23 protein-coding genes are annotated in these 25,570 nt (G+C 67.8%); 13 read left to right on the top strand and 10 right to left on the bottom strand.

Annotation, left to right across the window (positions count from 1 at the left end):
- Window positions 1-61: 61 nt before the first annotated feature.
- The 8 genes from B2X67_RS05215 (at window position 62) to B2X67_RS05180 (ending at window position 7,713) form a co-directional block, all read left to right on the top strand.
- The gene (locus B2X67_RS05215; protein ID WP_282338832.1) at window positions 62-1,216 is read left to right on the top strand and encodes an ABC transporter substrate-binding protein; all 1,155 of its coding nucleotides are present in this window, start codon (window positions 62-64) and stop codon (window positions 1,214-1,216) included.
- Window positions 1,217-1,355: 139 nt separating this feature from the next.
- A complete protein-coding gene (locus B2X67_RS05210) occupies window positions 1,356-2,453 on the top strand; it encodes an ABC transporter ATP-binding protein (protein WP_286784825.1) in 1,098 nt (365 codons plus the stop codon).
- A gap of 1 nt (window position 2,454) precedes the next feature.
- On the top strand, window positions 2,455-3,324 hold the full coding sequence (locus tag B2X67_RS05205; protein WP_286784824.1) for an ABC transporter permease: 870 nt from the start codon (window positions 2,455-2,457) through the stop codon (window positions 3,322-3,324).
- Between the two features lie 2 nt (window positions 3,325-3,326).
- Complete coding sequence (locus B2X67_RS05200; RefSeq protein ID WP_286784823.1) at window positions 3,327-4,130, top strand: ABC transporter permease; 804 nt, start codon at window positions 3,327-3,329, stop codon at window positions 4,128-4,130.
- A 127-nt stretch (window positions 4,131-4,257) separates the two neighbouring features.
- Entirely contained in the window at window positions 4,258-5,388 is a 1,131-nt protein-coding gene (locus B2X67_RS05195; protein WP_286784822.1) for an ABC transporter permease, read from the top strand.
- The gene (locus B2X67_RS05190) at window positions 5,382-6,170 is read left to right on the top strand and encodes an ABC transporter ATP-binding protein (RefSeq protein ID WP_282338874.1); all 789 of its coding nucleotides are present in this window, start codon (window positions 5,382-5,384) and stop codon (window positions 6,168-6,170) included. Before B2X67_RS05195 ends, B2X67_RS05190 begins: the two co-directional genes overlap by 7 nt.
- A complete protein-coding gene (locus B2X67_RS05185) occupies window positions 6,170-7,105 on the top strand; it encodes an MlaD family protein (RefSeq protein WP_286784821.1) in 936 nt (311 codons plus the stop codon). Before B2X67_RS05190 ends, B2X67_RS05185 begins: the two co-directional genes overlap by 1 nt.
- Entirely contained in the window at window positions 7,102-7,713 is a 612-nt protein-coding gene (locus tag B2X67_RS05180) for an ABC-type transport auxiliary lipoprotein family protein (protein ID WP_286784820.1), read from the top strand. The genes B2X67_RS05185 and B2X67_RS05180 overlap by 4 nt, the downstream gene beginning before the upstream one ends.
- 100 nt (window positions 7,714-7,813) lie before the next feature.
- Here the strand turns inward: B2X67_RS05180 and B2X67_RS05175 are convergent, their stop codons facing one another.
- Entirely contained in the window at window positions 7,814-9,073 is a 1,260-nt protein-coding gene (locus B2X67_RS05175; RefSeq protein WP_286784819.1) for a 3-phosphoshikimate 1-carboxyvinyltransferase, read from the bottom strand.
- A 125-nt stretch (window positions 9,074-9,198) separates the two neighbouring features.
- Window positions 9,199-10,128 (bottom strand): AEC family transporter, encoded by a 930-nt coding sequence (locus B2X67_RS05170; protein WP_286784818.1) that lies wholly within the window; start codon window positions 10,126-10,128, stop codon window positions 9,199-9,201.
- A gap of 208 nt (window positions 10,129-10,336) precedes the next feature.
- On the opposite strand from B2X67_RS05170, the gene B2X67_RS05165 reads away from it, so the two are divergent.
- Together B2X67_RS05165 and B2X67_RS05160 are read left to right on the top strand one after the other, a co-directional pair.
- Complete coding sequence (locus tag B2X67_RS05165) at window positions 10,337-11,158, top strand: helix-turn-helix domain-containing protein (protein ID WP_376747755.1); 822 nt, start codon at window positions 10,337-10,339, stop codon at window positions 11,156-11,158.
- A gap of 34 nt (window positions 11,159-11,192) precedes the next feature.
- Window positions 11,193-12,602 (top strand): NAD(P)/FAD-dependent oxidoreductase, encoded by a 1,410-nt coding sequence (locus B2X67_RS05160; protein WP_282338842.1) that lies wholly within the window; start codon window positions 11,193-11,195, stop codon window positions 12,600-12,602.
- 294 nt (window positions 12,603-12,896) lie between these two features.
- Here B2X67_RS05160 and B2X67_RS05155 read toward each other — a convergent pair whose 3' ends face one another.
- The 8 genes from B2X67_RS05155 to B2X67_RS05120 form a co-directional block, all read right to left on the bottom strand.
- The gene (locus B2X67_RS05155) at window positions 12,897-13,970 is read right to left on the bottom strand and encodes an ABC transporter ATP-binding protein (RefSeq protein ID WP_286784817.1); all 1,074 of its coding nucleotides are present in this window, start codon (window positions 13,968-13,970) and stop codon (window positions 12,897-12,899) included.
- Complete coding sequence (locus B2X67_RS05150) at window positions 13,967-14,755, bottom strand: ABC transporter permease (protein ID WP_282338844.1); 789 nt, start codon at window positions 14,753-14,755, stop codon at window positions 13,967-13,969. Before B2X67_RS05150 ends, B2X67_RS05155 begins: the two co-directional genes overlap by 4 nt.
- Window positions 14,752-15,645: an ABC transporter permease gene (locus B2X67_RS05145; protein ID WP_286784816.1), complete on the bottom strand. Its 894-nt coding sequence runs from the start codon at window positions 15,643-15,645 to the stop codon at window positions 14,752-14,754. Before B2X67_RS05145 ends, B2X67_RS05150 begins: the two co-directional genes overlap by 4 nt.
- A gap of 63 nt (window positions 15,646-15,708) precedes the next feature.
- A complete protein-coding gene (locus B2X67_RS05140; RefSeq protein WP_286784815.1) occupies window positions 15,709-16,827 on the bottom strand; it encodes an ABC transporter substrate-binding protein in 1,119 nt (372 codons plus the stop codon).
- A gap of 81 nt (window positions 16,828-16,908) precedes the next feature.
- Window positions 16,909-18,705 carry a hydantoinase B/oxoprolinase family protein gene (locus tag B2X67_RS05135; RefSeq protein ID WP_286784814.1) on the bottom strand — a complete coding sequence of 599 codons (1,797 nt, stop codon included), beginning with the start codon at window positions 18,703-18,705 and terminating at the stop codon, window positions 16,909-16,911.
- Between the two features lie 11 nt (window positions 18,706-18,716).
- A complete protein-coding gene (locus B2X67_RS05130) occupies window positions 18,717-20,792 on the bottom strand; it encodes a hydantoinase/oxoprolinase family protein (RefSeq protein ID WP_286784813.1) in 2,076 nt (691 codons plus the stop codon).
- A gap of 138 nt (window positions 20,793-20,930) precedes the next feature.
- Window positions 20,931-21,302 (bottom strand): nuclear transport factor 2 family protein, encoded by a 372-nt coding sequence (locus B2X67_RS05125; RefSeq protein ID WP_175534407.1) that lies wholly within the window; start codon window positions 21,300-21,302, stop codon window positions 20,931-20,933.
- On the bottom strand, window positions 21,299-22,621 hold the full coding sequence (locus B2X67_RS05120; RefSeq protein ID WP_286784812.1) for an aminotransferase class III-fold pyridoxal phosphate-dependent enzyme: 1,323 nt from the start codon (window positions 22,619-22,621) through the stop codon (window positions 21,299-21,301). The genes B2X67_RS05125 and B2X67_RS05120 overlap by 4 nt, the downstream gene beginning before the upstream one ends.
- 280 nt (window positions 22,622-22,901) lie before the next feature.
- On the opposite strand from B2X67_RS05120, the gene B2X67_RS05115 reads away from it, so the two are divergent.
- The 3 genes from B2X67_RS05115 (at window position 22,902) to B2X67_RS05105 (ending at window position 25,252) form a co-directional block, all read left to right on the top strand.
- Window positions 22,902-23,579, top strand: coding sequence for a GntR family transcriptional regulator (locus B2X67_RS05115; protein ID WP_286784811.1), 678 nt, complete (start codon window positions 22,902-22,904; stop codon window positions 23,577-23,579).
- Between the two features lie 62 nt (window positions 23,580-23,641).
- Window positions 23,642-24,322, top strand: a complete 681-nt coding sequence (locus tag B2X67_RS05110) for a spermidine synthase (protein WP_286784810.1) — start codon at window positions 23,642-23,644, stop codon at window positions 24,320-24,322.
- A 195-nt stretch (window positions 24,323-24,517) separates the two neighbouring features.
- Window positions 24,518-25,252, top strand: coding sequence for an FKBP-type peptidyl-prolyl cis-trans isomerase (locus B2X67_RS05105; protein WP_273229706.1), 735 nt, complete (start codon window positions 24,518-24,520; stop codon window positions 25,250-25,252).
- Window positions 25,253-25,570 lie beyond the last annotated feature (318 nt).

Raw genomic sequence — 25,570 nt, 5'->3', positions numbered from 1 at the left:
TCATTCGTGAGTTCTACTCGACGCATCGCTGAACCACGCCCCCGTCCGGGTAGGAGAGAAGATGAACGATCTGTCGAGAAGGAAATTGCTGAAGATGATGGGGGCTGGCGCCGGTGCGATGGCGCTGGGCGGTGGCACGCTGCTGGGCGGCTCGTCGGCCTTCGCCGCGGCGCGCAGCAAGGAGCTGAACATCCTCTGCTGGGAAGGCTACAACTCGGCGCAGGTGCTCGACCCGTTCCGCTCGATGACCGGGGCTACGGTGAAGGCCGAGAGCCTCACCAACGACCCAACCATGATCAACCGCCTGCGCGGTGGCGAGACCAACGTCTGGGACCTGATCAACGTGAACAACCCCTGGGCGCGCAAGGTCATGGCGCCCGCTGGGCTGATCAAGTCGCTGCCGCGCGCCGAGTTCGAGCCTTATTTCGACGCCATGCTGCCGGAGTTCAAGGCCCCCTATAAGTGGGCGATGAGCGAGGACGGCAAAGACCTGCTGGGCATGGCGCAGCGCTTCGGGCCGTTCAATTACGTGGTGAACACCAAGAAGATCAGCCGTGCCAGCGCCGAGGACACTGGCTGGGACCTGTTCAACGACAAGGCTCTTGCCGGCAAGTACGGCATCCAGGAGTCGGACGACTGGAACGTCTTCGACATCTTCCTGATCGCCGGCATCAACCCCTTCGTCAAGCACACGCCGGCGGAGATGGAGCTGTTCCAGCAGACCGCGGTGAAGGTCTTCAAGGGCGCGAAGATGGTCGGCGACGTCGCCAGCCTGAACCAGGCGATGATCTCCGGCGAGATCGACCTGTACCTCACCGGCGGCACCTACACCGCCTCGCCGGCACGCGCCGACGGCTATCCGGAAATCCGCGGGATCACGCCGCTGCGCGGGCCGATCGACGGCAAGGGCGGGGTTTCCTGGATCGAGATCACCTCGGTGGTGAACAACCCCAACGTCTCGCCGCTGGCCACCGAATTCCTCAAGTACGTGCAGAAGCCCGATGTCGCCCACCAGGTGGCGTTCGCCGAGGGCACCTTCAACCCGGTCAGCCAGATGGGCAGCCCGGAGTGCTTCAAGCTGTTCACCCAGGAAGAGCTGGACATCATCCAGTGGGACAGCCTGGCCGAGGAGATGAGTCGATGCGTCGAGTACGACATCGTTCCCGAGTACGCCGAGGCACTGGACATGATCACCGCCGCCAAGCGCATGCGCTGATCGCGACACCCGCAGGCCGGGCGTCGCCGGATGACGCGCGCCCGCGCCGCCGAATGGCCCCATCGCCCGCTCACGCGGCTGCTGCTTGCCGGCGCGTGGGCGGGACCCTGCACGTCCCGTAATCGAACAAGGCACGACTATGAGCAGCGCATTGAATGATGTCGCCAAGGCACCGCTACCGATTCTGCAACTGGTGGATGTCTACAAGCGTTTCAACGAGTTCACCGCGGTCAGCGGCATTTCACTGAACATCCTCGACGGCGAGTTCCTCACCGTGGTCGGCCCGTCCGGCTCCGGCAAGACCACGCTGCTGCGCATGCTGGCCGGCATGGAGGCGCCGAGCGACGGCAACATCACCCTGCGCGGCGAGCTGATCAACAACGTCCCGGCGAAGCAGCGGCCGACCTGCCTGGTGTTCCAGTCGCTGGCGCTGTTCCCGCACAAGACCGTCGGCGAGAACATCGAATTCCCGCTCAAGGTGAAGAGCGTGCCGCCAGCGCAACGCAAGGAGCGCGCGCTGGAGCTGCTGCGCATGCTGCGCCTGCCGGAGAGCTACTACGGCAAGAACGTGATGAAGTGTTCCGGCGGCGAGAAGCAGCGTGTCGCGCTGGCCCGCGCCTTCGCCTACGACCCCGACGTGCTGTTGTTCGACGAGCCGCTGTCGGCGCTCGACTACAAGCTGAAGAAGGTGCTGGAGAAGGAGCTCAAGGACCTGCACCGCGAGAGCGGCAAGACCTTCGTGTACATCACTCACTCGCTGGAGGAGGCGATGGTGATGTCCGACCGCATCGCGGTGATGAGTGCCGGCAAGATCGTCCAGATCGGTACGCCGGAGAGCATCTACGCGCGGCCGGAAACCGAATTCGTCGCCGAGTTCTTCGGCGAGGTGAACAAGTTTCCGCTGGTGCGCGACCCTGAGCGCGGATGGTTCAGCGCCGACACCGACAGCGCCGTGACCCTGACCCTGCCCGATTCGCTGCAGGGCGCCCAGGCGGCGACGGTGATCGTGCGCCCCGAGTACATGCGCTTCGCCAGTGCGCCGGACGAGTTCGACAACGTCATCCGCGGCAGCGTGTTCAACGAGTATTCGCTGGGTTCGCGCATCCAGTACCAGGTGCGTTGCGGCGAGAAGAGCGTGCTCATCGAGATCCCGCGCACCCTGGCGCGCGATGCGGCCCTGGACCAGCAGGTGATGATCGGCTGGAACGCCGCCGATGCCTTCGTGGCGGAGGCCTGAGATGCACGATTCCGACGCGCCACCCGTGGTTTCCACCGGCCTGCGCTACGCCAGCCCGGTGCTGCTCTTCCTGCTGCTGGGCTTCCTCGCGCCGCTGGTCACGGTTGTCGCCTACGCCTTCGCCTCGCCGAAGAGCTTCGAGGTGTTCACCTCGTTCACCCTGGCCAACTTCTCCGCGGTGCTGGATTCCTCCAACACCGTGTGGACCTCGTTCGTCTGGTCGTTGGGGCTGGCCGCGGCCTGCACGATCATCCTGGCGCTGATCGCCTATCCGATCGCCTACGGCCTCAACCACGCGTTCGGGCGTTTCTCCTCGCTGGTCAGCGTGCTCTTCGTGTTCCCGCTGTTCATCTCGGAAAACGTCCGTCTCTACGGCTGGGTGCAGTTCTTCATCAAGAACGGCGTGGTCGACGGCCTGCTCAACGCCCTAGGCCTGGGGTCGGGGCCCGAAGTGCTGTACACGCCGGGGATCACCCTGTTCGGCATGGTCTACGTGTACCTGCCGTTCATGCTGTTCCCGATGACCCTGGGCCTGTCGATGGTGCCGCGCGACCTGATCGACGCGGCCGCCGACCTCGGCGCCGGGCGCTTCATGGTCTGGCGCGAGGTCGAGCTGCCGCTGGCGATGCCGGGCATCCTCATCGGCATGCTGCTGACCTTCGTTCTCGCCGTCGGCGCGGTGGCCGAGGCGAAGATTCTCGGCGGGCAATCGGTGATCACCGTGGTGCACGACATCGAGATCGCCTTCACCTACGCCCAGGACTGGCCGCTCGGTGCCGCGCTGGCCGTGCTGCTGGTGCTGATCATTGGCGGGCTGACCCTGGCGGTGCTTTCCAGGCTGGACCTCGACCGCGTGCTGGGGAGACGCTGAGCATGAGAACCCAAGCGAAGATCCGTTCCGAATTCTTCATCCGCAGCTGGGCCGCCTTCGTGCTCATCGCGATCTACCTGCCGATCGTCTGCAGCGCGCTGGCCGGGCTGTCGAAGAGCCGCTACTTCCTGTTCCCGGTGCGCCAGTTCTCGCTGGACTGGTGGCAGCGCACGCTGGCCTCGCTGGAAGTGCAGACGCTGGTGCAGAACTCGATCACCGTCGCCCTGCTGGTGACGCTGATCTCAGTGCTGCTGGCGTTCTTCGGCGCGCTGGCGTTCGCCCGCTACGACTGGAAGGGCCGCAAGCTGTACCAGAAGCTGCTGCTGTTGCCGATCTTCTTCCCGCAGGCCGTGCTCGGCCTGGCGCTGCTGCTGTGGATGAACGCCCTGGGCATCACGCCGAGCTGGCGTACCGCGGTGGTCGCGCACCTGGTGTGGATCGTGCCGGTGGTGACGCTGGTGATCGCGATCCAGGTCTACAGCTACGACGCGACCCTGGAAGAGGCCGCCATTGACCTGGGCGCCGGCCGCCTGTTCATCTTCAGGGAGATCACCCTGCCGCTGCTGTGGCCGGGCATCTGGTCCGGCGCGCTGTTCGCCTTCCTGCTGTCCTGGGGCAACTTCCCGCTGTCGCTTTACACCGCCGGTGCCGACTCCACGGTGCCCAAGTGGCTGTACTCGAAGATGGTCGCCGGCTACACGCCGATGGTTCCGGCGCTCGGCACCATGAGCACGCTCAGCGCGGCGAGCCTGCTACTGCTGGGCGGCGCGGTGATCGCGGTGATCCGCCGGCGTCGGCAGAAGTAGCGCGTGCCTGGCGTGCGCCGGGCGCGTCGGCGGCGGCGATTGCACCTGCAAAAAGCTAGAGCGAAGGCTCTGTTCTCGGCATCATGGCAGGCTCAGGGAGTTTCCCGCCGCCTGACCCGGACAGTCGATGAGCCTTACCCCAACGCCTGGTAGCCTGACGCGCCTCGATGCCGGCGATGCCTCGACCCTGCGCATCGCCGGCGACTGGGTACTGGCCGACTACATGCGGCTGGAGCGCGAAGTCGTCTCGGCCCAGGGCGCCGAACCCCCACGGCATTTCGATCTCAGCGACCTCGGCCAGCTCGATACCGCCGGCGCCGCGCTGCTGGTGCGGCTGCTGGGCGTCGAACGCGCGGCCACCCAGGAATGCCTGCCGGCCAGGCAGCAGGCCTTGCTGACGCTGGTGGCGCGCTCGCAGGCGGATCAGGTGCCGCTGTCGCCGCCCGCGCCGCGCGCCGCCTACCTGGAATTGCTCGAGCGCATCGGCGCCTCGATGGTCGAGCACTGGTGCAACCTGGTGGAGATGCTCGGCTTCATCGGTCTGATCCTGCAGTCGCTGCTCGGCTACCTGCTGCGCCCGCGGCGCTGGCGGCTGACCTCGATAGTCGCGCACCTGGAGCAGACCGGGCTGAACGCGGTGCCCATCGTCGCGCTGCTGACCTTCATGGTCGGCGCGGTGGTGTCGTTCCTCGGTGCCACCGTGCTGCAGAGCTTCGGCGCGACCCTGTTCACCGTGAACCTGGTGGCCTATTCGTTCCTCCGCGAATTCGGCGTGCTGCTGGCCGCGATCCTCATCGCCGGGCGCACCGCCAGCGCCTTCACCGCGCAGATCGGCTCGATGCGCGCCAACGAGGAGATCGACGCGATCCGCACCCTCGGCCTCGATCCGGTCGAACTGCTGGTCCTGCCGCGCCTGCTGGCGCTGCTGGTCGCGCTGCCGATTCTCACCTTCGTCGGCATGCTCAGCGGCATCCTCGGCGGGCTGGCGGTGTGCGCCATCGCGCTGGACATCTCGCCCGGCATGTTCCTCAACATCGTGCACAGCGATATCGGCGTCAGCCACCTGGTGGTCGGCCTGGCGAAGGCGCCGCTGTTCGCCTTCCTGATCGCCGTGATCGGCTGCCTGGAAGGCTTCAAGGTCAGCGGCAGTGCGCAGTCGGTGGGCGAGCACACCACCATCAGCGTGGTGAAATCGATCTTCGTGGTGATCCTGCTGGATGCGCTGGTGGCCCTGTTCTGCATGGAGATGGACTGGTGAGCGAGGCGATCGTCGAAGTCCGCGACCTGAGCAACCGTTTCGGCCCGCAGGTGGTGCACGAGCACCTCGACCTGGATATCCGCCGTGGCGAAATCCTCGCCGTGGTCGGCGGTTCGGGCAGCGGCAAGTCGGTGCTGCTGCGCACCCTGATCGGCCTCAACCGGCCCAGCGCCGGCAGCGTGCGGGTGTTCGGCGAGGACCTGCTGACCCTGCCCGAGCAGCGTCGCTCGCAGCTCGAGCGGCGCTTCGGCGTGCTCTTCCAGCAGGGCGCGCTGTTTTCCTCGCTGACGGTGATCGAGAACATCGCCTTGCCGCTGATCGAGCACGCCGGCCTCTCGCGCGCCTCGGCCGAGCGCCTGGCCGCCGTCAAGCTGGCGCTGGCCGGGTTGCCGGCGAACGCCGGCGACAAGTACCCGGCCTCGCTGTCCGGCGGCATGATCAAGCGCGCCGCGCTGGCCCGCGCGCTGGCGCTGGACCCGGACATCCTGTTCCTCGACGAGCCCACCGCCGGGCTCGACCCGATCGGCGCGGCGGCGTTCGACCAGCTCATCCTCACCCTGCGCGAGGCACTTGGGCTGTCGGTGTTCCTGGTCACCCACGACCTCGACACCCTCTACGCGATCAGCGACCGCATCGCCGTGCTGTCGCAGAAGCGCGTGCTGGTGGCCGATCGCCTCGAGGTGGTGGCGGCGTACGACGACGCCTGGATTCGCGACTACTTTCACGGCCCGCGCGCACGGGCCGCCGAACACACCCATGCATCCCTGCGGGAGACGGATTGATGGAAACCCGAGCCCATCACGTATTGATCGGATTGTTCACGGTGATCGCCATCGCCGCTGCCATGCTCTTCGCCTTCTGGCTGGGACGCTCCGGGGAGGGCGAGTTCAACCGCTACCGGGTGGTCTTCAGGGAGGCGGTCAGCGGCCTTTCGCAGGGCAGCACCGTGCAGTACAGCGGCATTCGCGTCGGCGAAGTGGAGGAACTCCACCTCGACCCGAACGACCCGCGTCGTGTGGTGGCGCAGATCCGCATCGTCGCGACCACGCCGATCAAGCTGGACACCCGCGCCAAGCTGTCGATGAACGGCATCACCGGCACCTCGCAGATCCAGCTCAGCGGCGGCACGCCGGAAAGCCAGCCGCTGGTGGCGCAGAACGGCGAGCCGCCGATCATCGTCGCCGATCCGTCACCGATCGCCCGCCTGCTGGCCAACGGCGAGGACCTGATGACCGGCGTCACCCAGGCGCTGACGGGGATCAACCGGATGCTCTCCGAGGACAACGCCGAACGCATCAGCCGCACGCTGGACAACCTGCAGCAGGCCACCGCGATGATCGCCGACCAGCGCGACGACGTGCGCGAGATGGTCCACCAGCTGGCGCTGGCCAGCCAGCAGGCCAGCGCGACGCTGGAACAGACCACGCTGCTGATGCGCAATGCCAACCTTCTGGTCAACGACAAGGGCCGCGGGGTGCTGGACCAGGCCGAGCGGACGCTGGCCTCGCTGGAGGGCAGCAGCATGCGGCTGGACGGCATCCTCGCCGCCAACAGCGACTCGCTGGCCAACGGCCTGCAGGGCCTTGGCGAACTCGGACCGGCGATTCGCGAATTGCGCGAAACCCTGGCCTCGCTGCGCCAGGTCAGCCACGGCCTCAACGAAAACCCGGTGGGCTATCTGCTCGGGCGGGAACATGCACAGGAGTTCGAGCCATGATCCGCATTTTTCCGGGGCGCTCCCTAGCCCTGCTGGCCGGCGCGCTGCTGCTGGGCGGATGCTCGGCGCTGTCGCAGCCGGAGACGGTGGACACCTACCTGCTTCCCGGCGGCCACTTCGCCAGCGCGGCGGCGCCGGCCGGCGGCGAGGGTTCGCTACGCGTCACCCGGCCGAAAGCCGCCGGCGGGCTGGAAGGCACGCGCATCGCCGTGCTGCCGCAGCCGGACCGGCTGAGCTTCTACAAGGGCGCGCGCTGGAGCGACGCCGTGCCGGTGCTGCTGCGCGACCGCCTGATCGAGGCGCTGCGCGCCGGCGGCGGCATCGCCCGGCTGAGCAGCGACGACGACAACCTGCGCGCCGACCGCGAACTGGGCGGCAACCTGCGCGCGTTTCAGAGCGAGTATCGGGCTGGCCAGCCGCAGGTGCTGATCCGCTTCGACGCGCAACTGATCGATACCCGCAACCGCGCGATCCTCGCCAGCCGGCGTTTCGAGGTGAGCCAGGCGGTGCGGGGCCGCGCGGTGCCCGAAGTCGTCGACGCCTTCGGCCGGGCCAGCGACGACCTCGCCCTGCAAGTGAGCGGCTGGGTGTTGCAGGACGGCGAGTAACGGGCGCGAGCAGCACCGGTCGGCCGGGCGACGCGCGGTATCCGCTCGAATCGAACGAAAAACGGCCCCTCAGGGCCGTTTTTTGTCCGCGTCCGTTCGGCTAGCTGCGCTCGAAGGTGACGCCCAGCGAACCCAGGGCCTTCCAGTAGCCGGGGTAGGTCTTGCCGACGCATTCCGGGTCGAGGATGCGCACGCCGTGGATCTTCAGCCCGGCGAGGGCGAAGCACATGGCGATCCGGTGGTCGGCGTGGGTCTCGATCAGCGCGTCGCAGGTGCTGCCGGCCAGCGTCGGGTCGGCGGCCACCAGCAGGTCGTCGCCTTCCACGCTGGCGAGGCCGCTGCGGATCGCGTTGAGGCCGTCGTGCAGGGCGGCGACGCGGTCGCATTCCTTGACCCGCAGGTTGGCCAGGCCGACGAAGCGCACCGGGGTCTCGTTGAAGGCGGCGAGCACCGCCAGGGTCGGGATGGCGTCCTGCATCTGCGAGCCGTCGATCAGCGCCGGCATCCGCGGGAACTGGCGGATGAAGTCGTTGGCGCGGGCGTCCGGCTGGGTGAAGTCGGCATCCGCGACGCCGAGGTCGATGTCGCCCTCGCTGAGCACCTGAGCGGCCCACAGGTAGGTGGCGGCGGAGGCGTCGGGTTCGATGAAGTAGTCGCGCGCGACATAGCCGCCGGGCATTACGCGCCAGGTCATCTCGTCCTGCTGCTCGACCTGCGCGCCGAAGGCCCGCATCGCCGCCAGGGTCAGGTCTACGTAGCCACGGGCACCAATGTCCTTGCCGTGCAGGGCGATGTCCACCGGGCCTTCGGCGCAGGCGGCGGCCATCAGCAGGGCCGAGACGTACTGGCTGGAGAGGCCGGCGTCGACCTCGATGCGCCCGGCCGGAAAGCACCCGGTGCCGTGCACCGTCAGCGGCGGGCAGCCGCTGGCGCAGTCGACGCCGACGCCGACGCTGCGCAGTGCGTCGAGCAGCGGGCCGATCGGGCGTTTGCGCATGTAGTCGTCGCCGTCCAGGGTGACGGCGCCATCGACGCTGGCGACCGCGGCGGCGAGGAAGCGCACGGCGGTGCCGGCGTTGCCGAGGAACAGCGGCCCGGTCGGCGCGCGCAGGCGGCCGTCGCTGCTGACGACGAAGGTGGTGTCGTCCGGCTCGAGCACTTCGACGCCCATCTGCCGCAGTGCCTCGGACATGTGCCGGGTGTCGTCGCTCTTCAGCGCGCCGCTGAGGCGGCTGGTGCCCCTGGCCAGCGCCGCCAGCAGCAGCGCGCGGTTGGTGATCGACTTCGAGCCGGGCGGCGCGACCTGGCCACGCAGCGGCGAGGTGGGTGGAATCACTGTGAGGATGGGCCGGGCGGCCATGGGCGAACTCTCCTGGGAACCTGTGCAAGTCTGCTGCGCGTCCTGGGGCGAGCAGGCGCGGCGGGCTGCAATGATGCCAGCGCCGCCGCGCGGTGTCTGCGCCGCAGCTGCCTTTGTCACGCGGATTAAAGCCCGAGCAGGTAGAGCAGCAGCGAGGTGGTCAGCAGCGAGCCGAGGGTCGAGACCAGGATCACCCGCGATACCAGCGCGGCCTCGCGGTTGTAGAACTCGGCGAGCATGTACGGTCCGGTGCCGGTAGGCAGGGCGGCGAGCAGCAGCGCCGAGTTGGCCCACAGCGGCGGCAGGTGCAGCAGCGGGAACGCGATCACCCAGGTGATCAGCGGCTGCACGATGAGCTTGATCAGCACGATCGGCATCGCGCCCTCGCTGGAGCCTTTCTGCGCCTGGGCGAGGAACAGCCCGAGCGACACCAGTGCGCAGGGCGTGGTGGCGTTCGCCAGCAGGGTGAGCAACTGGTGCAGCGGGCCGGGCAGGGGCTGCCCGCCCATTGCCCAGAACGCGCCGAGGATCGGCGAGACGATCAGCGGATTCTTCGCCAGTGCCTTGAGCACCTTGAGCACGGCGTGGTGCAGGCTCTTCTCGGCCTGCAGGCCGATCTCGATGCACACCACCGCCAGGGAAAACAGCACGCAGACCACCAGGATCGAGGCGATCATCGCCGGCTCCAGGCCATCCTGGCCGAACACCAGCGCGCACAGCGGAATGCCGATGAACCCGGTGTTGGCGTAGGAGGCGCTGAGGCTGTCGATGCTGGCGTCGACCAGGCGCCGCTCGCCGCGCAGGCGGTAGGCCAGGGTCAGTAGGTACACCGCCAGGCAGCCGACGGTGACGGCGACGACGAAGCCCGGCTGCCAGACCTTCTCCCAGCTCGAGCCGGCGGTGACCTGGAACAGCAGCGAGGGCAGGCCCAGCCAGACCACGAACTTGTTGATCTCGGCGGCGGCGGTCGGTCCCAGGCGGCCGGTGCGGCGGCAGACGTAGCCCACCAGGATCAGGGCGAAGATCGGAATGACGACGTTGACGACGGAGTACATGGGCGCCCGCGTGTACGAAGGGAAACGCAGCTTAGAGTTGCCGGCCGATGCGGTCCAATGCTATCGCGGCGCCGGGCTTGCGCCGTCGGATCAAGGTCGCCGCCGAGGGCCGTCGCTGTTCCGTACAGGCGAGGAATTCGCCGGCGGGGCGTTGCAAAGCCGTGGGCAATCCTTACCCTGCGGCTGGCAGAGGATTCGGAGAAGCAGCGTGGACGAGGAAACCCGGCGAACCCGCGAGGTGGTGGAGCGCTATCACCAGTGCTGGATGGCACTCGACGTGGAAGGCGTGATGGCGCTCTATCACCCCGCTATCGAGTACTACGACTTCTTCAACAACCTGCGGATCCCCTTCGACGCGCTGCGCGACTACGTGCGCACCGCCATGCCGCACAGCCCGCAGCAACACATCGAACACACCGACCGCATCCGCGTCGACGGCGACACCGCATTCATCCAGTACTGCTCGCGGCTGACCCTGCGGCGCAGCGGCCGGCTGGCCTCGTTCCGCGCCAGCGAGGCGATCACCGTACGCGACGGGCTGATCTGGCGGGTCCACGAATACGCCACCGCGGTGCGCGAGGAAAGCGTCGGCGCCAGGGCCGAGGCGCCGACGGCGAAGATCCGGCGGCTCGGCCTGTCGTCGGTGCAGGTGCGCCTGATGCTGCTCGACCTGGAACAGTACTTCGCCAGCGAAAAGCCCTACCTGGCCAGCGACCTCGACCTGAGCAAGGTCGCCACCGACACCGGCTACAGCCGCAACCAGGTGTCCTACCTGCTCAACCAGGTGCTCGGGGTCAGCTTCTACCAGTACGTCAACCGCGCCCGCGTCGACCATCTGCTGGAGCGCCTCGGCGACGAGGACGCCGGTCGCATCGACGAGCTGGCCTTCGCCGTCGGCTTCAACTCGCTGTCGGTGTTCTACCGCTGCTTCCGCGAACGCACCGGCCTGCCGCCGCGCGGCTACCTCAGGCAGTTGCAGAAGAATTCCGCACGGACCCGCGCGAACGACCGCGACGCGGACGCGCCCTAGACTGGCCTCCACACGTCGCCCTGGAGCCCTCGCGATGCAGAACTGGGAAAACATCAGCCTGTGGATGGATCAGCTCGACACGCCGCTGCGCGCGCGACCGAGCCTTGCGCAGGACCTGGATGTCGACGTCGCGATCGTCGGCGCCGGCTACAGCGGGCTGTGGGCCGCCTACTACCTGAAGCGCCAGGCGCCGCACCTGCGCATCGTCATCCTCGAGGCGCAGACCGCCGGCTACGGGGCCTCCGGGCGCAACGGCGGCTGGCTGATGGGGCGCATGCTCGGCGAGGACCGCTACCTGGCGCCGCTGCCGAAGGAGGAGCGGATGCGCGCATACGCGGTACTCAAGTCGATTCCCGATGAAGTCGCCGGCGTGATCCAGGCCGAAGGCATCGACTGTGGTTATCTCAAGGGCGGCGTCCTGACCTGCGCGGCGCGCTATCCGGAGCAGCGCAGCCGCCTGCGCCACGAACTCGACGCGCTGTACCGCGAAGGCCACGACGAGCGCGACTACGTCTGGCTGGACCGCCCTGCGCTCGACGCCCAGTTGCGCATCGCCGATGCCTACGGCGCGATCTATTCGCCGCATTGCGCCACCATCCAGCCGGCGCGCCTGGTACGCGGCCTGGCGCAGGCGGTGGAGCGCCTCGGGGTGACGATCTACGAGCGCAGCCCGGTGAGCGACTGGCAGCCGCGCGAACTGCGCACCGCGGGCGCTCGCGTGCGCGCCGACTGGATCGTCCCGGCGGTGGAAGGCTACGCCGGCGGCTTCGGCCTGCTGCAGCCCTATCAGGTCGCGGTGCAGAGCCTGATTGTCGCCACCGAACCGCTGCCCGCATCGACCTGGGACGAGATCGGCCTGCGCGACGGCCAGGCGTTCGCCGAGAACAGCCGGCAGATCACCTACGGCCACCGCACCCGCGACGACCGCCTGGTGTTCGGCGCGCGCGGTGGCTACCGCTTCGGCGGGCGCGTGCGCGAGGACTTCCAGCTCACCGAGGCGGAGATCGGCTTGCGCCGCTACCTGTTCGAATCGCTGTTCCCCCGCCTGCGCGGAGTGAAGCTGTCTCACGCCTGGGGCGGCAACATGGGTATGGCGCGGCGCTTCCGCCCGCACATGCTGCGCGACGAGAAGAACGGACTGGCGCTGGCCGGCGGTTTCGGCGGCGAGGGCGTCGGCGCGACCAACCTAGGCGGGCGCACCGTCGCCGACCTGATCCTGCACAACGACAGCGCGCTGACCCGGCTGCCCTGGGTGATCCGCGACCAGCCGCTGGGCAAGAGTCTGCGCCGCTGGGAACCCGAGCCGTGCCGCTGGCTCGGCTATCAGCTGATCATGCGTTCCTTCGCCCACGAAGACCGTGTGCTCGCCAACCCAACGACACCGCCCTGGCGCCGGCGCCTGGCGAGAAGCGTCGCCGCCTACCTCGACACCTTCATGCACTGATCGCGCTGTGCCTGGCGAGGCTCCGGGCGGTGGGTTATGCCGCGACGGGATTTCGTGGAGCTACGGGCGATCCGTGCGGCGCGGCTAAACCCACACTACGGCTCCAGGCCGGATAGGGTGGGCTTCAGCCCACCGGTGCGCGGCTGGCTTTGCGTCTGGCGAAGCGCTGCTTGGCGGGTTACGCCGCGACGGGCTTGGAGGAGGCACGGGCGACTCGTGCGGCGCGGCTAATCCACCCTACGGTTCCGATCCGGGTAGGGTGGGCTTCAGCCCACCAACCAAACCCCGATCACGTCAGCCGATCACCACCGGCCCGTCGTGCTCCAGCGTGCAGTCCACCTGCTCGCCGGGGACGAAGCGCGGCAGGCCGAGGGCGACGGATTCCAGCGGAGTGCCGGCGACGTCCAGCCGGTAACGGGTGACCTCGCCGCTGTTCAGGACCTCGGCGATGCGTGCGCCGCGCCATACCGGCGCCGTCAGCTCACCGGGGCGGGCGATGCGCAGCTGTTCCGGACGGATCAGCACGCGTACCTGGCTGGACGCGGCGGGCACGCGGCAGCGCGCGCGGAACTGCCCGCCGAGGGCTTCGCACTCCAGCCCGGCGGCATCGCTGGCCAGGCAGCGGGCGTCGAGCAGGCTGCCGGCGCCGAGGAAGGTGGCAACGAATTCGGTGCGCGGCCAGCGGTACAGCTCGCCCGGCGCATCGATCTGCTCCAGCCGTCCGGCCTGCATGATGGCCACCCGGTCGGCCATGGCGAAGGCTTCTTCCTGATCGTGGGTGACCAGCAGCGCGGTCATCTTCAGCTCGCGCAGCAGGCCGGCGAGTTCGCGCTGCAGGCGTTGGCGGATCTGCCGGTCGAGCGCGCCGAGGGGTTCGTCGAGCAGCAGCACGGCGGGTTGCACGGCCAGCGCGCGGGCGGTGGCGACGCGCTGCTTCTGCCCGCCGGAGAGCTGCGTCACCGCGCGTTCGGCGAATTCGGCGAGGCCCACCAGTTCGAGCATCCGCAGCGCCGCGGCGCGGGTCTCGGCCTTGCCCAGGCCCTTCATGCGCAGGCCGAAGCCGATGTTTTCCAGCACGTTCAGGTGCGGGAACAGCGCGTAGTCCTGGAACACCGTGGCGGCGTCGATGCGGTCCGGTGGCAGCCCGGCGATGGAGCGCCCGGCGATGCGGATGTCGCCGCTGTCGAGGCCGAGGCGGCCGCTGACCATGCCCAGCAGGGTGGTTTTGCCGGAACCGGACGGGCCGAGAATGGCGACGATCTCGCCGTGGCCGACGTCCAGGCTGACGCGGTCCACCGCCAGGGTGGCGCCGTAGGTCTTGCTCACTGCATCGATGACCAGGTCGCGGGGGGAGTCGGGCGGGGTCATGCGCGTCCTCGGATGAGTTTGAGAGCGAAGGGCAGGATCATCCCGGCGACCAGTAGCACGCAGCCGACGGCCAGCGCGGAGTAGGCCAGCACGCTGGGCGGCAGGCCGTTGCGCGCCATCGAGTAGATCAGCATCGGCAGGGTGTTGAAGCCGCGCCCGGTGAAGAAGGCGATCGCCCATTCGTTGAACGACAGCAGGAAGGCCAGCAGCAGCCCGGAGCGGATGCTCGGCCAGAGGATCGGCAGGGTCACGTGGCGCAACATCTGCCGCTGGCTGGCGCCGAGGTCGCGGGCGGCTTCGTCGAGACGCTCGTCGTAGCGCAGCAACTGCGCCATCACCATCAGCGCGACGAAGGGCGAGGTGTAGAGCGTGTGGCCGATGATCACCGTGGGGTAGCCGAGCGGCAGGCCGAGTTCGACGAAGGCCACCTGCAGGCCGGCTGCGAGCACCAGCACCGGCACCACCAGCGGGAGGAAACCGAACGCCACCCAGAGGCGCTTGAAGCGCGCCTGAGCGCGCACCACGAAGAAGGCGAACAGCGTGCCGAGCAGCGTCGCCAGCAGCGCCACCAGCGTGGCGATCCCCAGCGAGGCGAGCAGCGAGGCGCCGATGCGCGGGTCGGCGACCAGCGCGGTGTACCACTTGCCGGTGAAGCCGGTGATCGGGAAGGCGTAGAACGGCAGCGGATTGAAGCTGAAGGCGATCACCGTGACGATCGGCACCAGCGCGTAGATCAGCATCGCCAGGGTGCACAGCAGCAGGAACGGGTGGCGCGGGCGCTTCATCGTCCGCCGCCCGTGCCGAGGCTCAGGCCGACGCGTCCGCAGGCGCGGGCGAAGAGTGCCAGCAGCGCCGCCAGCAGGCCGACGGCAAGCCCGCCGGCGACGATCAGCAGCACCGTCAGCGCGCTGCCCAGCGGCCAGTTCAGCGCGTGGAAGAACTGGTCGCGGATTTCCGTGGTGGTCAGCCGGCCGGAGGTGCCGCCGAGCATTTCCGGTTCCAGCACGGTGCTCAGGGTCGGTACGAACATCAGCACCGCGCCGACGCACAGGCCAGGCGCCGCCAGCGGCATGACGATGCGCCAGAAGGTGGCGCTGGCCGAGGCGCCGAGGTCGCGCGCCGCCACCAGGTAGCGGTCGTCGATGCTCCTCATCGCCAGGAACAGGGTGAACAGCATGAACGGGAAGCTGTTGTAGGTCATCGCCGCGATCACCGCCGGCCTCCCGTAGAGCAGCGCCATGATCGGAGCGTCGAGCAGGCCGCTGCTGGTCAGCGCCGTGTTGATCAGGCCCTTCACGCCGAGGATGCCGCGCCAGGACACGGTGCGGATCAGCGGCCCGACCAGGAAGGTTACGGTCACCAGCATCAGCACCAGCGCCTGCAACCGCGTCGAACGCACGCCCTTGGCGAGGTAGTAGGCCACTGGCAGCGCGATCAGCGTGGCCAGCAGCACGACGCCGAGTGCCACGCCGAGGGTGCGCGCCAGCACCTGCGGGCGGCCGGACGCCAGATCGAGAATCCCGCGGTAGTTGTCCAGGGTCGGGAACGCCGCCGTCGAACCGTTGCCCGGCGACAGCGAAAGCAGCAGCAGGCCGGCGATGGGCAGCACGAAGAATGTCAGCAGCAGGAGCAGCCAGGGGCCGCCGGTGATCAGCGGGTAACGGGAAAAGCGCACGCGGCCTCCGAAGGTACGTCCACCCACGCCCGCCGTCCGGGAGAACGGCGGGGCGTATCGGTATCAGGCGTTGAGTACCTTGTCCCACACCGCCTGATAGCCGGCGGGATTGGTCGGTGAGGTCCACCAGACGGCGTTCTTCAGGAAGGCGTCCGGCTTGGCCAGGTCGAGGGAATCGACCAGTTTGCCATCCATCGTGGCGATCGCCGCGGTGGAGGTGGTGCGGTAGCCGATGTCCTTGCCGATCATCGCGCCGTACTGCTCGCCGAGCAGGTAGTCGATGAAGGCCAGGCAGGCGGCCTCGCTCTCGGCGTTGGCGTCCTTGGTCAGGAAGGCCGCGTCGTACCAGGCCAGCTCGCCCTGTTTCGGGTGCGTCCAGCGCACGTCGACGTCGTACTTGCGGATTTCCAGCAGCGGCTGCCAGCCCCAGCACACCGCGACTTCGCCGGTGGCCATGAGGTTCTTCAGGTCGCCGATGTCGTTCCAGTACGAGCGCACCAGCGGTTTCTGCTTGATCAGCACCTCGGCGACGGCGTCGAGCTGGTCCTTGTCCATGGCGAACGGGGTCTTGATGCCGAGGTAGAGGGCGGCCACCACCACGCTCTCGAACAGGCCGTTGGGCATGGCGATGCGTCCGGCGAATTCCTTGTCGAAGAGGATCGCCAGGTCGTCGACGTCCTGGCCGACGATGCCGTGGTTGTAGACCATCGAGTCGGTGCCCCAGGCGTAGGGCACGCCGTAGGTCTTGCCGTCGTAGATCATCCCGGCGGCCTTGTCGAAGCCGGGGATCAGCTTCGACCAGTTCTTCAGTTTGCTGGTGTCGATGGGCTTGAGCACGCCGGCGTCATAGGTGATCTGCGCGTGGTAGGAGCCGTCGGTGAGCAGTTCGACGCCGGCGCCGCCGGATTGCAGCTTGGTGATGATTTCCGATGGGTCGGCGAACAGGCTGGTCTGCACCTCGATGCCGCTGGCCTTGAGGAAGGGCGCGAGGAACTCGGGCCGCGCGTAGTCGGCGTTGGTGCCCCAGGTGAAGCGTTTCGCCGCCGCCTGTGTGCGGCCGGAGAGCAACGGACCTCCGAGCAGACCGGCGGCGCCGGCGATGCCCAGCAGTTTGAGCATGTCGCGCCGCGAACGGGCGCCGTTGAAGAGGTCGTGGGTCAAGCGATCTGATGTATCCGTCATCTTCTTTCCTCTGCGTTGCTCGATTTACCCGCCTGTCCGCGCGGGATGCCTGCTGATGACACCACGGACACGGCCTCGCGCTCAACCGTTGCCGCGTTGCGCGCGCAGGGCTTGCCGCCGGACGGCAGTGGCCGCCGCGTCGACGGCGAGGTCGAGGCCGTCCAGCGAGCCGCTGAACACCACGCCGTAGAGCTCGAAGGCGCGCGACGGGGTTTCCCAGCGTTCCAGCACGTCGTGCAGCACGCGGCGCGGTTCGCGCTCCAGCGGGTCGCCATAGCCGCCGCCGGAGCAGTCGATGCCGCGGATCAGCTCGCCCTTGTGCAGCGTCAGCGCGACCACGTTGGGCAGCTTGCTCTGGCTGCCGTCGGCGCGGATGTGCCAGGCCGCGGCGGCGATGGCATCGCCGCCACCGCGCACGCCCCGCGGCGGGCTGAGCTGGCCGTCGCAGGGGAACATCACCGTCAGCGGCGCCTCGGTGGGGCCATAGGCCATGTCGCCGCCCGGCGCGCCGCGGAACTTGCCGGCGCCGCCGGAGCCGGGGATCAGGCGGATGTGGCTGAACTCGATGGGGTGCTTGAGCTCGTCGATCTCCACCGAGTCGCGGTACATCAGCCCGCAGTCCACCGGCAGGCCCCAGGTCAGCCAGCCGTCGGCGTGGGCGCTGGCGGGGCCGCCGTTGATGGCGATGATCAACTGGTTGACGTAGGCCTCGTTGCCCTGGCGCGGATCGTCGCCGGAGACCACCGCCAGGCCCACGCCCATGCCCAGGCCTCCCTCGGCGACGCCGTAGCCGTCGCCGAGCTGGGCGAAGGCCGCGCCGGCGCAGTTCACCAGGCGGTCCGCGACGTTGGTGGTGGCCACCGAACAACTGTGCGGGAACGCCGGGCGGCCGATCACCTTGCCTTCGCCGAGCAGCATGCGCACGCGGCGAAAGGCCCCGGAGTTCTTCGGGATGTCCGCCGGCAGCGAGTTGAACAGGCCGGTGAGCGAGGCGGAAATGGTGCAGGCCTCGCTGACGTTGAAGCCGCAGGGCAGGTTGTCGATGTTGTCGCGCATGTCCAGGGTGACCATCGCCGCTTCGGGGTCGACCTCGATTTCCAGCTTGATCGGAATCCCCTCGGGGACGATGCCCTCCACCGGGTCGTGGCCGCCGGTGTTCACCAGCCGCGCCCTGGGCAACCGGCGGATGGCCTGGGCCATGCGCTGCTCTGAGTAGTCCAGCCAGTCGCGGATGAAGGTCTTGATGCGCTCCTTGCCGTACTTCTCGCACAGCTCCTTGAGCCGCCGCTCGCCGATCCGCGCGGCGCCGAGGCTGGCGAGGAAGTCGCCGTACCACTGGCCGGGCACGCGGATTCGGCTCTGGCACATGCGCACGATGTCCTGGTTCATCTGGTAGTCGCGTTGCACGCGCACCGCCGGGAAGATCAGCGCGCCTTCCTCGTACACGTCCTTCGCCGAGGCGTGGTAGGTGGTCGGTTGCGAGTTGCCGATGTCCGCCTGGTGCGCCTTGGCGACCACGGTGAAGAGGTGTTCGCCCTCGACGAACACCGGCACCAGGATGGTGTGGTCGGCCGGGTGGGTGTTGCCGGTGTACGGGTCGTTGTGCAGGAAGGCGTCGCCCTCTGCGACGTCCGGGTGGAACTCGCACATGGTGCGCGTCTGCAGGTGCGCGCCGAAGCTGTGGATCGGCAGCCCGTCGGCGCAGGCCAGCAGCTGGTTGTCGGCGGTGCACAGGCCGCAGCTGAAGTCGCGCGCGCTGTTGATCACCGCCGAGCGCGCGGCGCGCAGCAGGGTGTTGGTCATCTCGCGGACGATGCCGTCGATGCGATTGGCGATCACCGCGGTGAGTACCGGGTTGATGGCTTGCTTCTGGTCCATTCCGGGCGTCCTCACTGGTAGCTCAGGATGTAGTTGCCGGCGTCGCTGACGCGCGCCGACATGCCCGGATAGACCACCAGCGTGGTGGTCGGCTCCTCGATGATCGCCGGGCCCTGCACGCGGTGGCCGGGAAGCAGGTCGGCACCGGCATGGATCGGCGTTTCGATGCTTACCCCGGCGTCGAAGTGGCAGGTCCGGTAGGTAGCCACCGGCGCATCCTCGCCTTGCGCCGCGCGGGCGAGGCTCTGCACCAGCGGCGAGGAGAGGGCGACGGTCAGGCGCGCCTTCCAGTTGATGCATTCCACGGCGCTGGCGCGGTCGTCGATGGCGAATACCCGCTGGTGGACCTGGTGGAAGGCTTCGACCAGCCGTTCGACGTCCGCCGCATCCTCGATACGGCTGAACGGCAGCGGCGTATCCAGCTCCCAGATCTGCCCGAAGTAACGCGCCTCGACGAAGAACTCGAGGCGCGCCTTGTCGCGTGCCTGTGCGCCGAGGCCTTCGAGAAAGCCCAGCAGGCGCCGTTCGAGTTCACCCAGGGTGCGGTTCACCGCGGCGTGGTCGAAGCGGTTCGAGGTGGTCACCAGGCTCGCGGTTTCCTCCTTGAGGATGTCGGCGAACTGCATGCCGGCGGCGGACAGCGCCGAAGCCGCCTTGGGCAGCACCACGCGTTCGCATTCCAGCTCGCGGGCGATCGGCAGGATGTTGATGCCAGCCGCGCCACCGCCGGCGACCAGGGTGCTTTCGTTCGGATTGACACCCTCGGCGATGGTGATTTCGCGGATCGCCTTGATCATCAGCTCGCTGGCCAGGCTGATGATGTCGTAGGCGGTCTGCTCGATGCTGGCGCCGAAACGCTCGGCCAGCGGCGCGAGGGCACGGCGCGCGGCCGCCACGTCGAGGCGCATGCGCCCGCCGAGGAAGGCCTCGGCATTGAAGTAGCCGAGCACGCAGGCGGCGTCCGACACCGTCGGCAACTCGCCGCCGCGGCCGTAGCAGGCCGGGCCGGGATCGGAGCCGGCGCTCTGCGGGCCGACGCGCATCAGGCCGCCCTCGTCGCACCAGGCGATGGAGCCGCCGCCGGCGCCGACCGAGCGGATGTCCACCGAGGAAATGCCCAGCAGGTGACCGCTCCACAGGCCGCCGAGCCAGGTGTCGCGGCTGTAGGTGAGGTTGCCGTCGCGGACCAGGCCGACGTCGAAGGTGGTGCCGCCGGTGTCGCAGACGATGGCGTTGCTGCCGAGGTCTTCCAGGCGCGTGTAGGCGGCCGCGGCGACCGGCGCCATGGCCGGGCCGGATTTCACCGTGTGGATCGGCGCCTCGATCAGCTCGGCGACGTTCATGCAGCCGCCCAGCGTGGTCGAGACGAGGATGTCGTTGGCGTAACCGGCCGCGCGCAGGTCGCGCTCCAGCCCGCTCAGGTGCTGCTGCATCAGCGGCTTGAGCGAGGCGTCGATGCTGGTGGCCGAGGCCCGACGGTACTCGCGGATCACCGGCAGGATGCGGTGCGAAAGGGTGTAGGGCACGCCGGGCAGCAGTTCGTCGAGGAGCGCGGCGAGGCGCTGTTCATGCGCCGGATTGGCGATCGACCAGAGCAGGCACACGGCGATCGCCTCGAAATCGTGCCGCGCCAATTGGCCGATCACCTCGCGCGCCTGCGCCTCGTCGAATTCGCGCGACACGCTGCCATCGGCGCGGATGCGCTCGCGCACCTCGAAGGTGTAGCGGCGCGGGACGTAGGGCTCGGGGTAGTCGCGGCTGAAGTCGTGGGGATTGAGCTTGCCGCCCTCGCGCAGCACGAGGATGTCGGGGAAACCTTCGGTGACCAGCAACGCGGTCTTCGCCACGCGCTGGGTGACGATGGCGTTGGTCGCCCGCGTGGTCCCGTAGATGAACAGATCGGTCGCACCGAGCAGCGCCTCGACGCCCATCCCCAGCTGTTCGGCGGCGACGCCGAGGGCCTCGCGCATGCCGTCGAAGATGCGCGCATGGGTGGTGAGGGCCTTGCCGATGGTGTAGCCACCGCTGCTGTCGGTCACCACCACATCGGTGAAGGTGCCGCCGGTATCCACGGAAATCCTGTACATGCTGATGATCCCTCTCATTAGTCGCGGCCACGACGAGGAATGCAGTATCGCGCAAAACAGGGCCGTCTCCGCGCCAGGGTGAAGCAGGCGCTGAACGGTATCGCCGTTTCCGGCGGGGAGGGATGAGCAGGGGAGCGGTCAGGCCGCTTCGTAGTGCCAGACCTTGGAGACGATCTTCCAGGTGTCACCGAGGAAGATCAGGGTCATGTCGTCGACGAAGCTCTGCGGCAGGTAGAGGTCGCGCACGCGCACGTGGGCGGTGGTCGGCGTCGGCATTTCCAGGCTGATGATCTCGTCGACGCGCGGGTCGTTGCGCTGCGCGGGCGCTTCCCGGCGGGTGATCCGCTCGAGGTACAGCGGCAGGTCGAGCATGATGAATTCATCGTCCGTGGACGAGAACAGCCGCGCCTCGGCGTGGAAGATCTCGTTGAACCAGTCCGAACGGCCGAAATACAGCGCGTCGAAATAGCGCTGGATGACCTTTAGCAGTTCGCTCTTGGGGGTGCTCATGCGATCGCTCCATTGATGCATTGCTCGACGGCCGCTTCATGCGGCAGTTCCAGGCCGTAATCCAGTGCGGCCAGCAGGGTTTCCAGTTCGCTGTCGGAAATGATCAGCGCGGGCGCGAGGAACAGGGAGGTCTGTTCCCCGCTGGTGCCGATCAGGACACCGGCCTCCAGCGCGCGCTCGGCGACGCGCGAGGCGAGGGTGGGCTCCAGGGTGTCGGCCCGCCAGTCGCGCCAATCCGGGCCGTGCAGCTCGATGGTCCAGTGCAGACCACGGCCGTCGACACGGGCGACGATCGGATGGCGGGCGGCGATTTCGCCGAGGCGGCGCTTCATCACCTGTTCCAGATGCGCGGTTCGCTCGAGCAGCTTTTCGCGCACCACCACGCGCAAATAGGCGCGTACCGCGGCGACCATGCTCGGATGGGCGCGGAAGGTGCTGTAGCTCTGCCAGGACTTGTCTTTCAGCCGCTCCATCACGTCCTTCGAGAGCACCACCGCGCCGGCCGGCGCCGCGCCACCGGCCAATGGCTTGCCTAGGGTGACGATGTCCGGACGGCTGTCGCCGCCCTGGAAGGCGAACCAGCGCCCGCTGCGGCCCAGGCCGGTCACCACTTCGTCGGCGATCCACAGGCAGCCAGCCGCGCGGGCCATCGCCGCCATGCGGTCCTGATAGTCTGCGTCGTGATAGATGCCGCCCTGGGTGTAGTCGATGATCATCGCCGCGCTGTCGGCCAGCTGCTCCGGAACGCCGGCGAGGCGCGTCTCCAGCGGCGGCACGCAGACATCGCCGCCGTAGCTGGCGCCGACCGGCGCGGGCAACTGGTGAACCGCTACGCGCCAGGGCGTCGCCCGGGTGCCGCCATGATGCGAGGCGAGGCCGCCATGCCAGTGCGGCTGCAGAGTGGCGTCGCGGGACAGACCGGTGAGGCCGTGATAGGCGCGCTCACGGGTGGCGAACGGCGCCCTCCCGCTGAGCACCTGGGCAAGCGACAGCGCCTGATCGTTGGCCTCGCTGCCGCTGAGGAAGAAGCGCACGCCGCCGACCCAGTCGTGTTCGCCGGCGAAGGCGATATCGACCAGCTCATCCGCCGCGGCTTCACGCTCGCCCCAGGCCCAGCCTTCGCTGACCACCGGGGCACTGGCGGCCCTGCGCAGGGCGTCCTGCATGTCCGGATAGGCATGGCCGAGCGGGCCGCCGGTGCTGCTGCCATCGATGACCCGACGGCCGTCCGCGAGGAAGAAGTACACCCCTTCGCCGCCAACGATGCGGAAGCTCGGCTCTTCGCCGGCGTTCAGCCCTGTCTGGATCAACCTGCCCATGCCCGTGCCTTCCTCGGGATCGGTATATGGACATAGCATTTCATGTCGACTGTATATTGTCGACAATCTTTTTATATCCTTCTATCATTGCCCTCCACCAAGCCCGCCCTGGCTTTTCGTAAAGCCGCATCCTAGAGCCTTCACGGCGGCGTTCGGGCGTTTCCGACGGAGGTCGGAGTGAGCTATCTCCTCCCTTGTGTTAGGGTCTTTTTAATCGTTACCTCGCCGGCCGGAGAATCCGATGGCTTCCTTTGAATCACCCGAAAGATCCGACAGCGCCATGCCGCTGCATCGAACGCGCATGGCCGACCTGGCCTACGAGCGTATCCGGGAGCTGATAATCGTCGGGGACCTGCCCATCGGCTCGCGCTTGATCGAGACCCAGCTGGCGCAGGAGTTCGGCACCAGCCGGGCGCCGGTTCGCGAGGCCATCCGCCGCCTGGTGGAAGACGGCCTGATCGAGGAGCGGCCGCAACACGGCGCCACCGTCAAGGTGCTCGACGCCGCGGCGATCATCGACCTCTATAACGTGCGCCTCGCCCTGGAGACCATGACCATTCGCCTGGCGACGCTGCGCGGCATGTCCACCGACCGCCTGCGTGAACTGGTCGCGCTGATGGACGAGGCGGCGCGGAAGGGCGACACCATGCTGGTGGCGCGGCACGAGCTGGATTTCCATGCGGAGATTTGCCAGCACAGCGGCAATCAGCTGGCCATCGAACTGTTCCGCAGCCTCGGCGGTCGCCTGCTGATGGCCGTCGCCCTGGACAACACCTCGCAGCAGGACCTGCTGGGTGTCGCCGCCGAGCACGAGCCCCTGCTGGCCGCCATCGAGTCCGGCGACGACCGTCGCGCCGCCGAGGAAATGCGTCTGCACATCCTTTCCACGGTCGGCGACCTGCTGGCACGGCTCGACGGCAATCCGCTGGATCTGCTCGACTACCCGCAAAACGCCTGATCGATCTCGACTTTGCCCGCGGCGCGCCGGATCATGCCGGCCCCGCATCGCCCGAGTCCGCCATGAAACGCTTCGTCCTCCTCGATACCACGCCGATCCCCGACAACGGCGGCGCCCTCTGCCTGTTCGAGTACGGCGAAGACTTCGTGATCAAGTTCGAGGGTGGCCGCGGCAATCAGTTGATGAACACGCGCATGCACGGCTCGGAGGATGCGCTGGCGGAAATCCCCTGCAAACGCGTGGCCGGCCGGCCCCAGGTGCGCGTGCTGATCGGTGGCCTGGGCATGGGCTTCACCCTGGCCGCAGCGCTGCGGCACCTGGGCAAGGACGCGGAGGTGCAGGTGGCCGAGCTGGTGCCGGGCGTCATCGAATGGAACCACGGTCCGCTCGGGGAAAAGTCCGGCTATCCGCTGCGCGATCCGCGCGCCAGGGTGCTCAACGACGACGTCGCGGTGATCCTCAAGGCCGGGCCCGGCGCCTTCGACGCCGTCATGCTGGACGTAGACAACGGTCCCGAGGGGCTCACGCAGAAATCCAACAGTTGGCTGTACTCGATGGAGGGCCTGCGCACCTGCGCGAAGGCGCTGCGCAAAGGCGGCGTGCTCGCCGTATGGTCGGCCAGCGCCGACCGGCAGTTCTCCGAGCGTCTCTCCAGGGCGGGATTCAAGGCCGAAGAGGTGCAGGTATTCGCCCACGGCGACCGTGGCCCGCGCCATACGATCTGGATCGCCGACAAGCTCTGATCACTCGCCCCGTTCGCCCTGCGGCAACCCGCCATGTGGCGATTTTACTGGGCTCGCGGCGCTGGAAATTCCTTTTTGCGCACGCGAACTTATCGCCTTTTTCGGCCTCCTATCGCGGTAGCCAGTGATCGCGACGGCCTGCTAAGCTCGCGCCTTCACTCGATTGCCCACTACGGCGCAGGTTAAGGAAATAGCATGAGACAACATCGGTTGGCGGCAGCGATGGCCCTGGTAGGTCTGGTTCTGGCCGGCTGCGACTCGCAGACCAGCGTGAAACTGGAAACGCCGGCTCAGAAGGCCTCCTACGGCATCGGCCTGAACATGGGCAAAAGCCTGGCTCAGGAAGGCATGGACGATCTGGACTCCAAAGCCGTCGCCCAGGGCATCGAAGATGCCATCGGCAAGAAAGAGCCGCGCCTGAAGGACGAAGAGCTGATCGAAGCCTTCGCTTCCCTGCAGAAACGCGCCGAGGAGCGCATGAAGACGGTTGGCGAAGAAAACGCCAAGGCCGGCAAGAAATTTCTCGAAGACAACGGTAAGCGCGAAGGTGTGACCACCACCGCGTCGGGCCTGCAGTACGAAGTGCTGAAGAAGGCGGACGGCGCCCAGCCCAAGCCGACCGACGTCGTCACCGTTCATTACGAAGGCAAGCTGATCGACGGCAAGGTCTTCGACAGCTCCATCGAGCGCGGCACCCCTATCGATCTGCCGGTCAACGGCGTGATTCCGGGTTGGGTCGAAGGTCTGCAACTGATGCACGTTGGCGAGAAGTTCAAGCTCTACATCCCCAGCGAACTCGCTTACGGCGCACAGAGCCCGAGCCCGATGATTCCGGCCAACTCGGTGCTGGTGTTCGAGCTGGAACTGCTGGCGATCAAGGACCCTAACCAGGCTCCGAGCGACGCCGAGCAGCCCGCCGAATCCAAGTAACCCCCGCGTTACCGACCAACGCCCCGTTCTGCGGGGCGTTGTCGTTTCCGGGGTAACGAACCGTCACTCGACCGGGCAGTCTGAACAGGTACGGAACGAGGTCGCTGTTACGGTTATGCACACTGCCTTAAGGATTACAAGCGGAGCGTCGAGAACGCCTTCGCACTTTTCCAGTGCGATCACAACTTACTGATTTTATTGATATTTTATTGCTGTTTAAAAATTGCTCGATCTGAGCGGAAGCCGCATGAGGCGGGCTTTTGGCCCAGCCATCCATAATCTGTTCACATAGTTATCCACAGCTTTTGTGGGTAACCG

The sequence above is a fragment of the Pseudomonas sp. UBA3153 genome, assembly GCF_002364635.1.
Classification (GTDB): Bacteria; Pseudomonadota; Gammaproteobacteria; order Pseudomonadales; family Pseudomonadaceae; genus Pseudomonas_O; species Pseudomonas_O kuykendallii.
The sequence above is the reverse complement of the archived record's forward strand: the minus strand, read 5'-3'. Positions and strand labels throughout refer to the sequence as shown.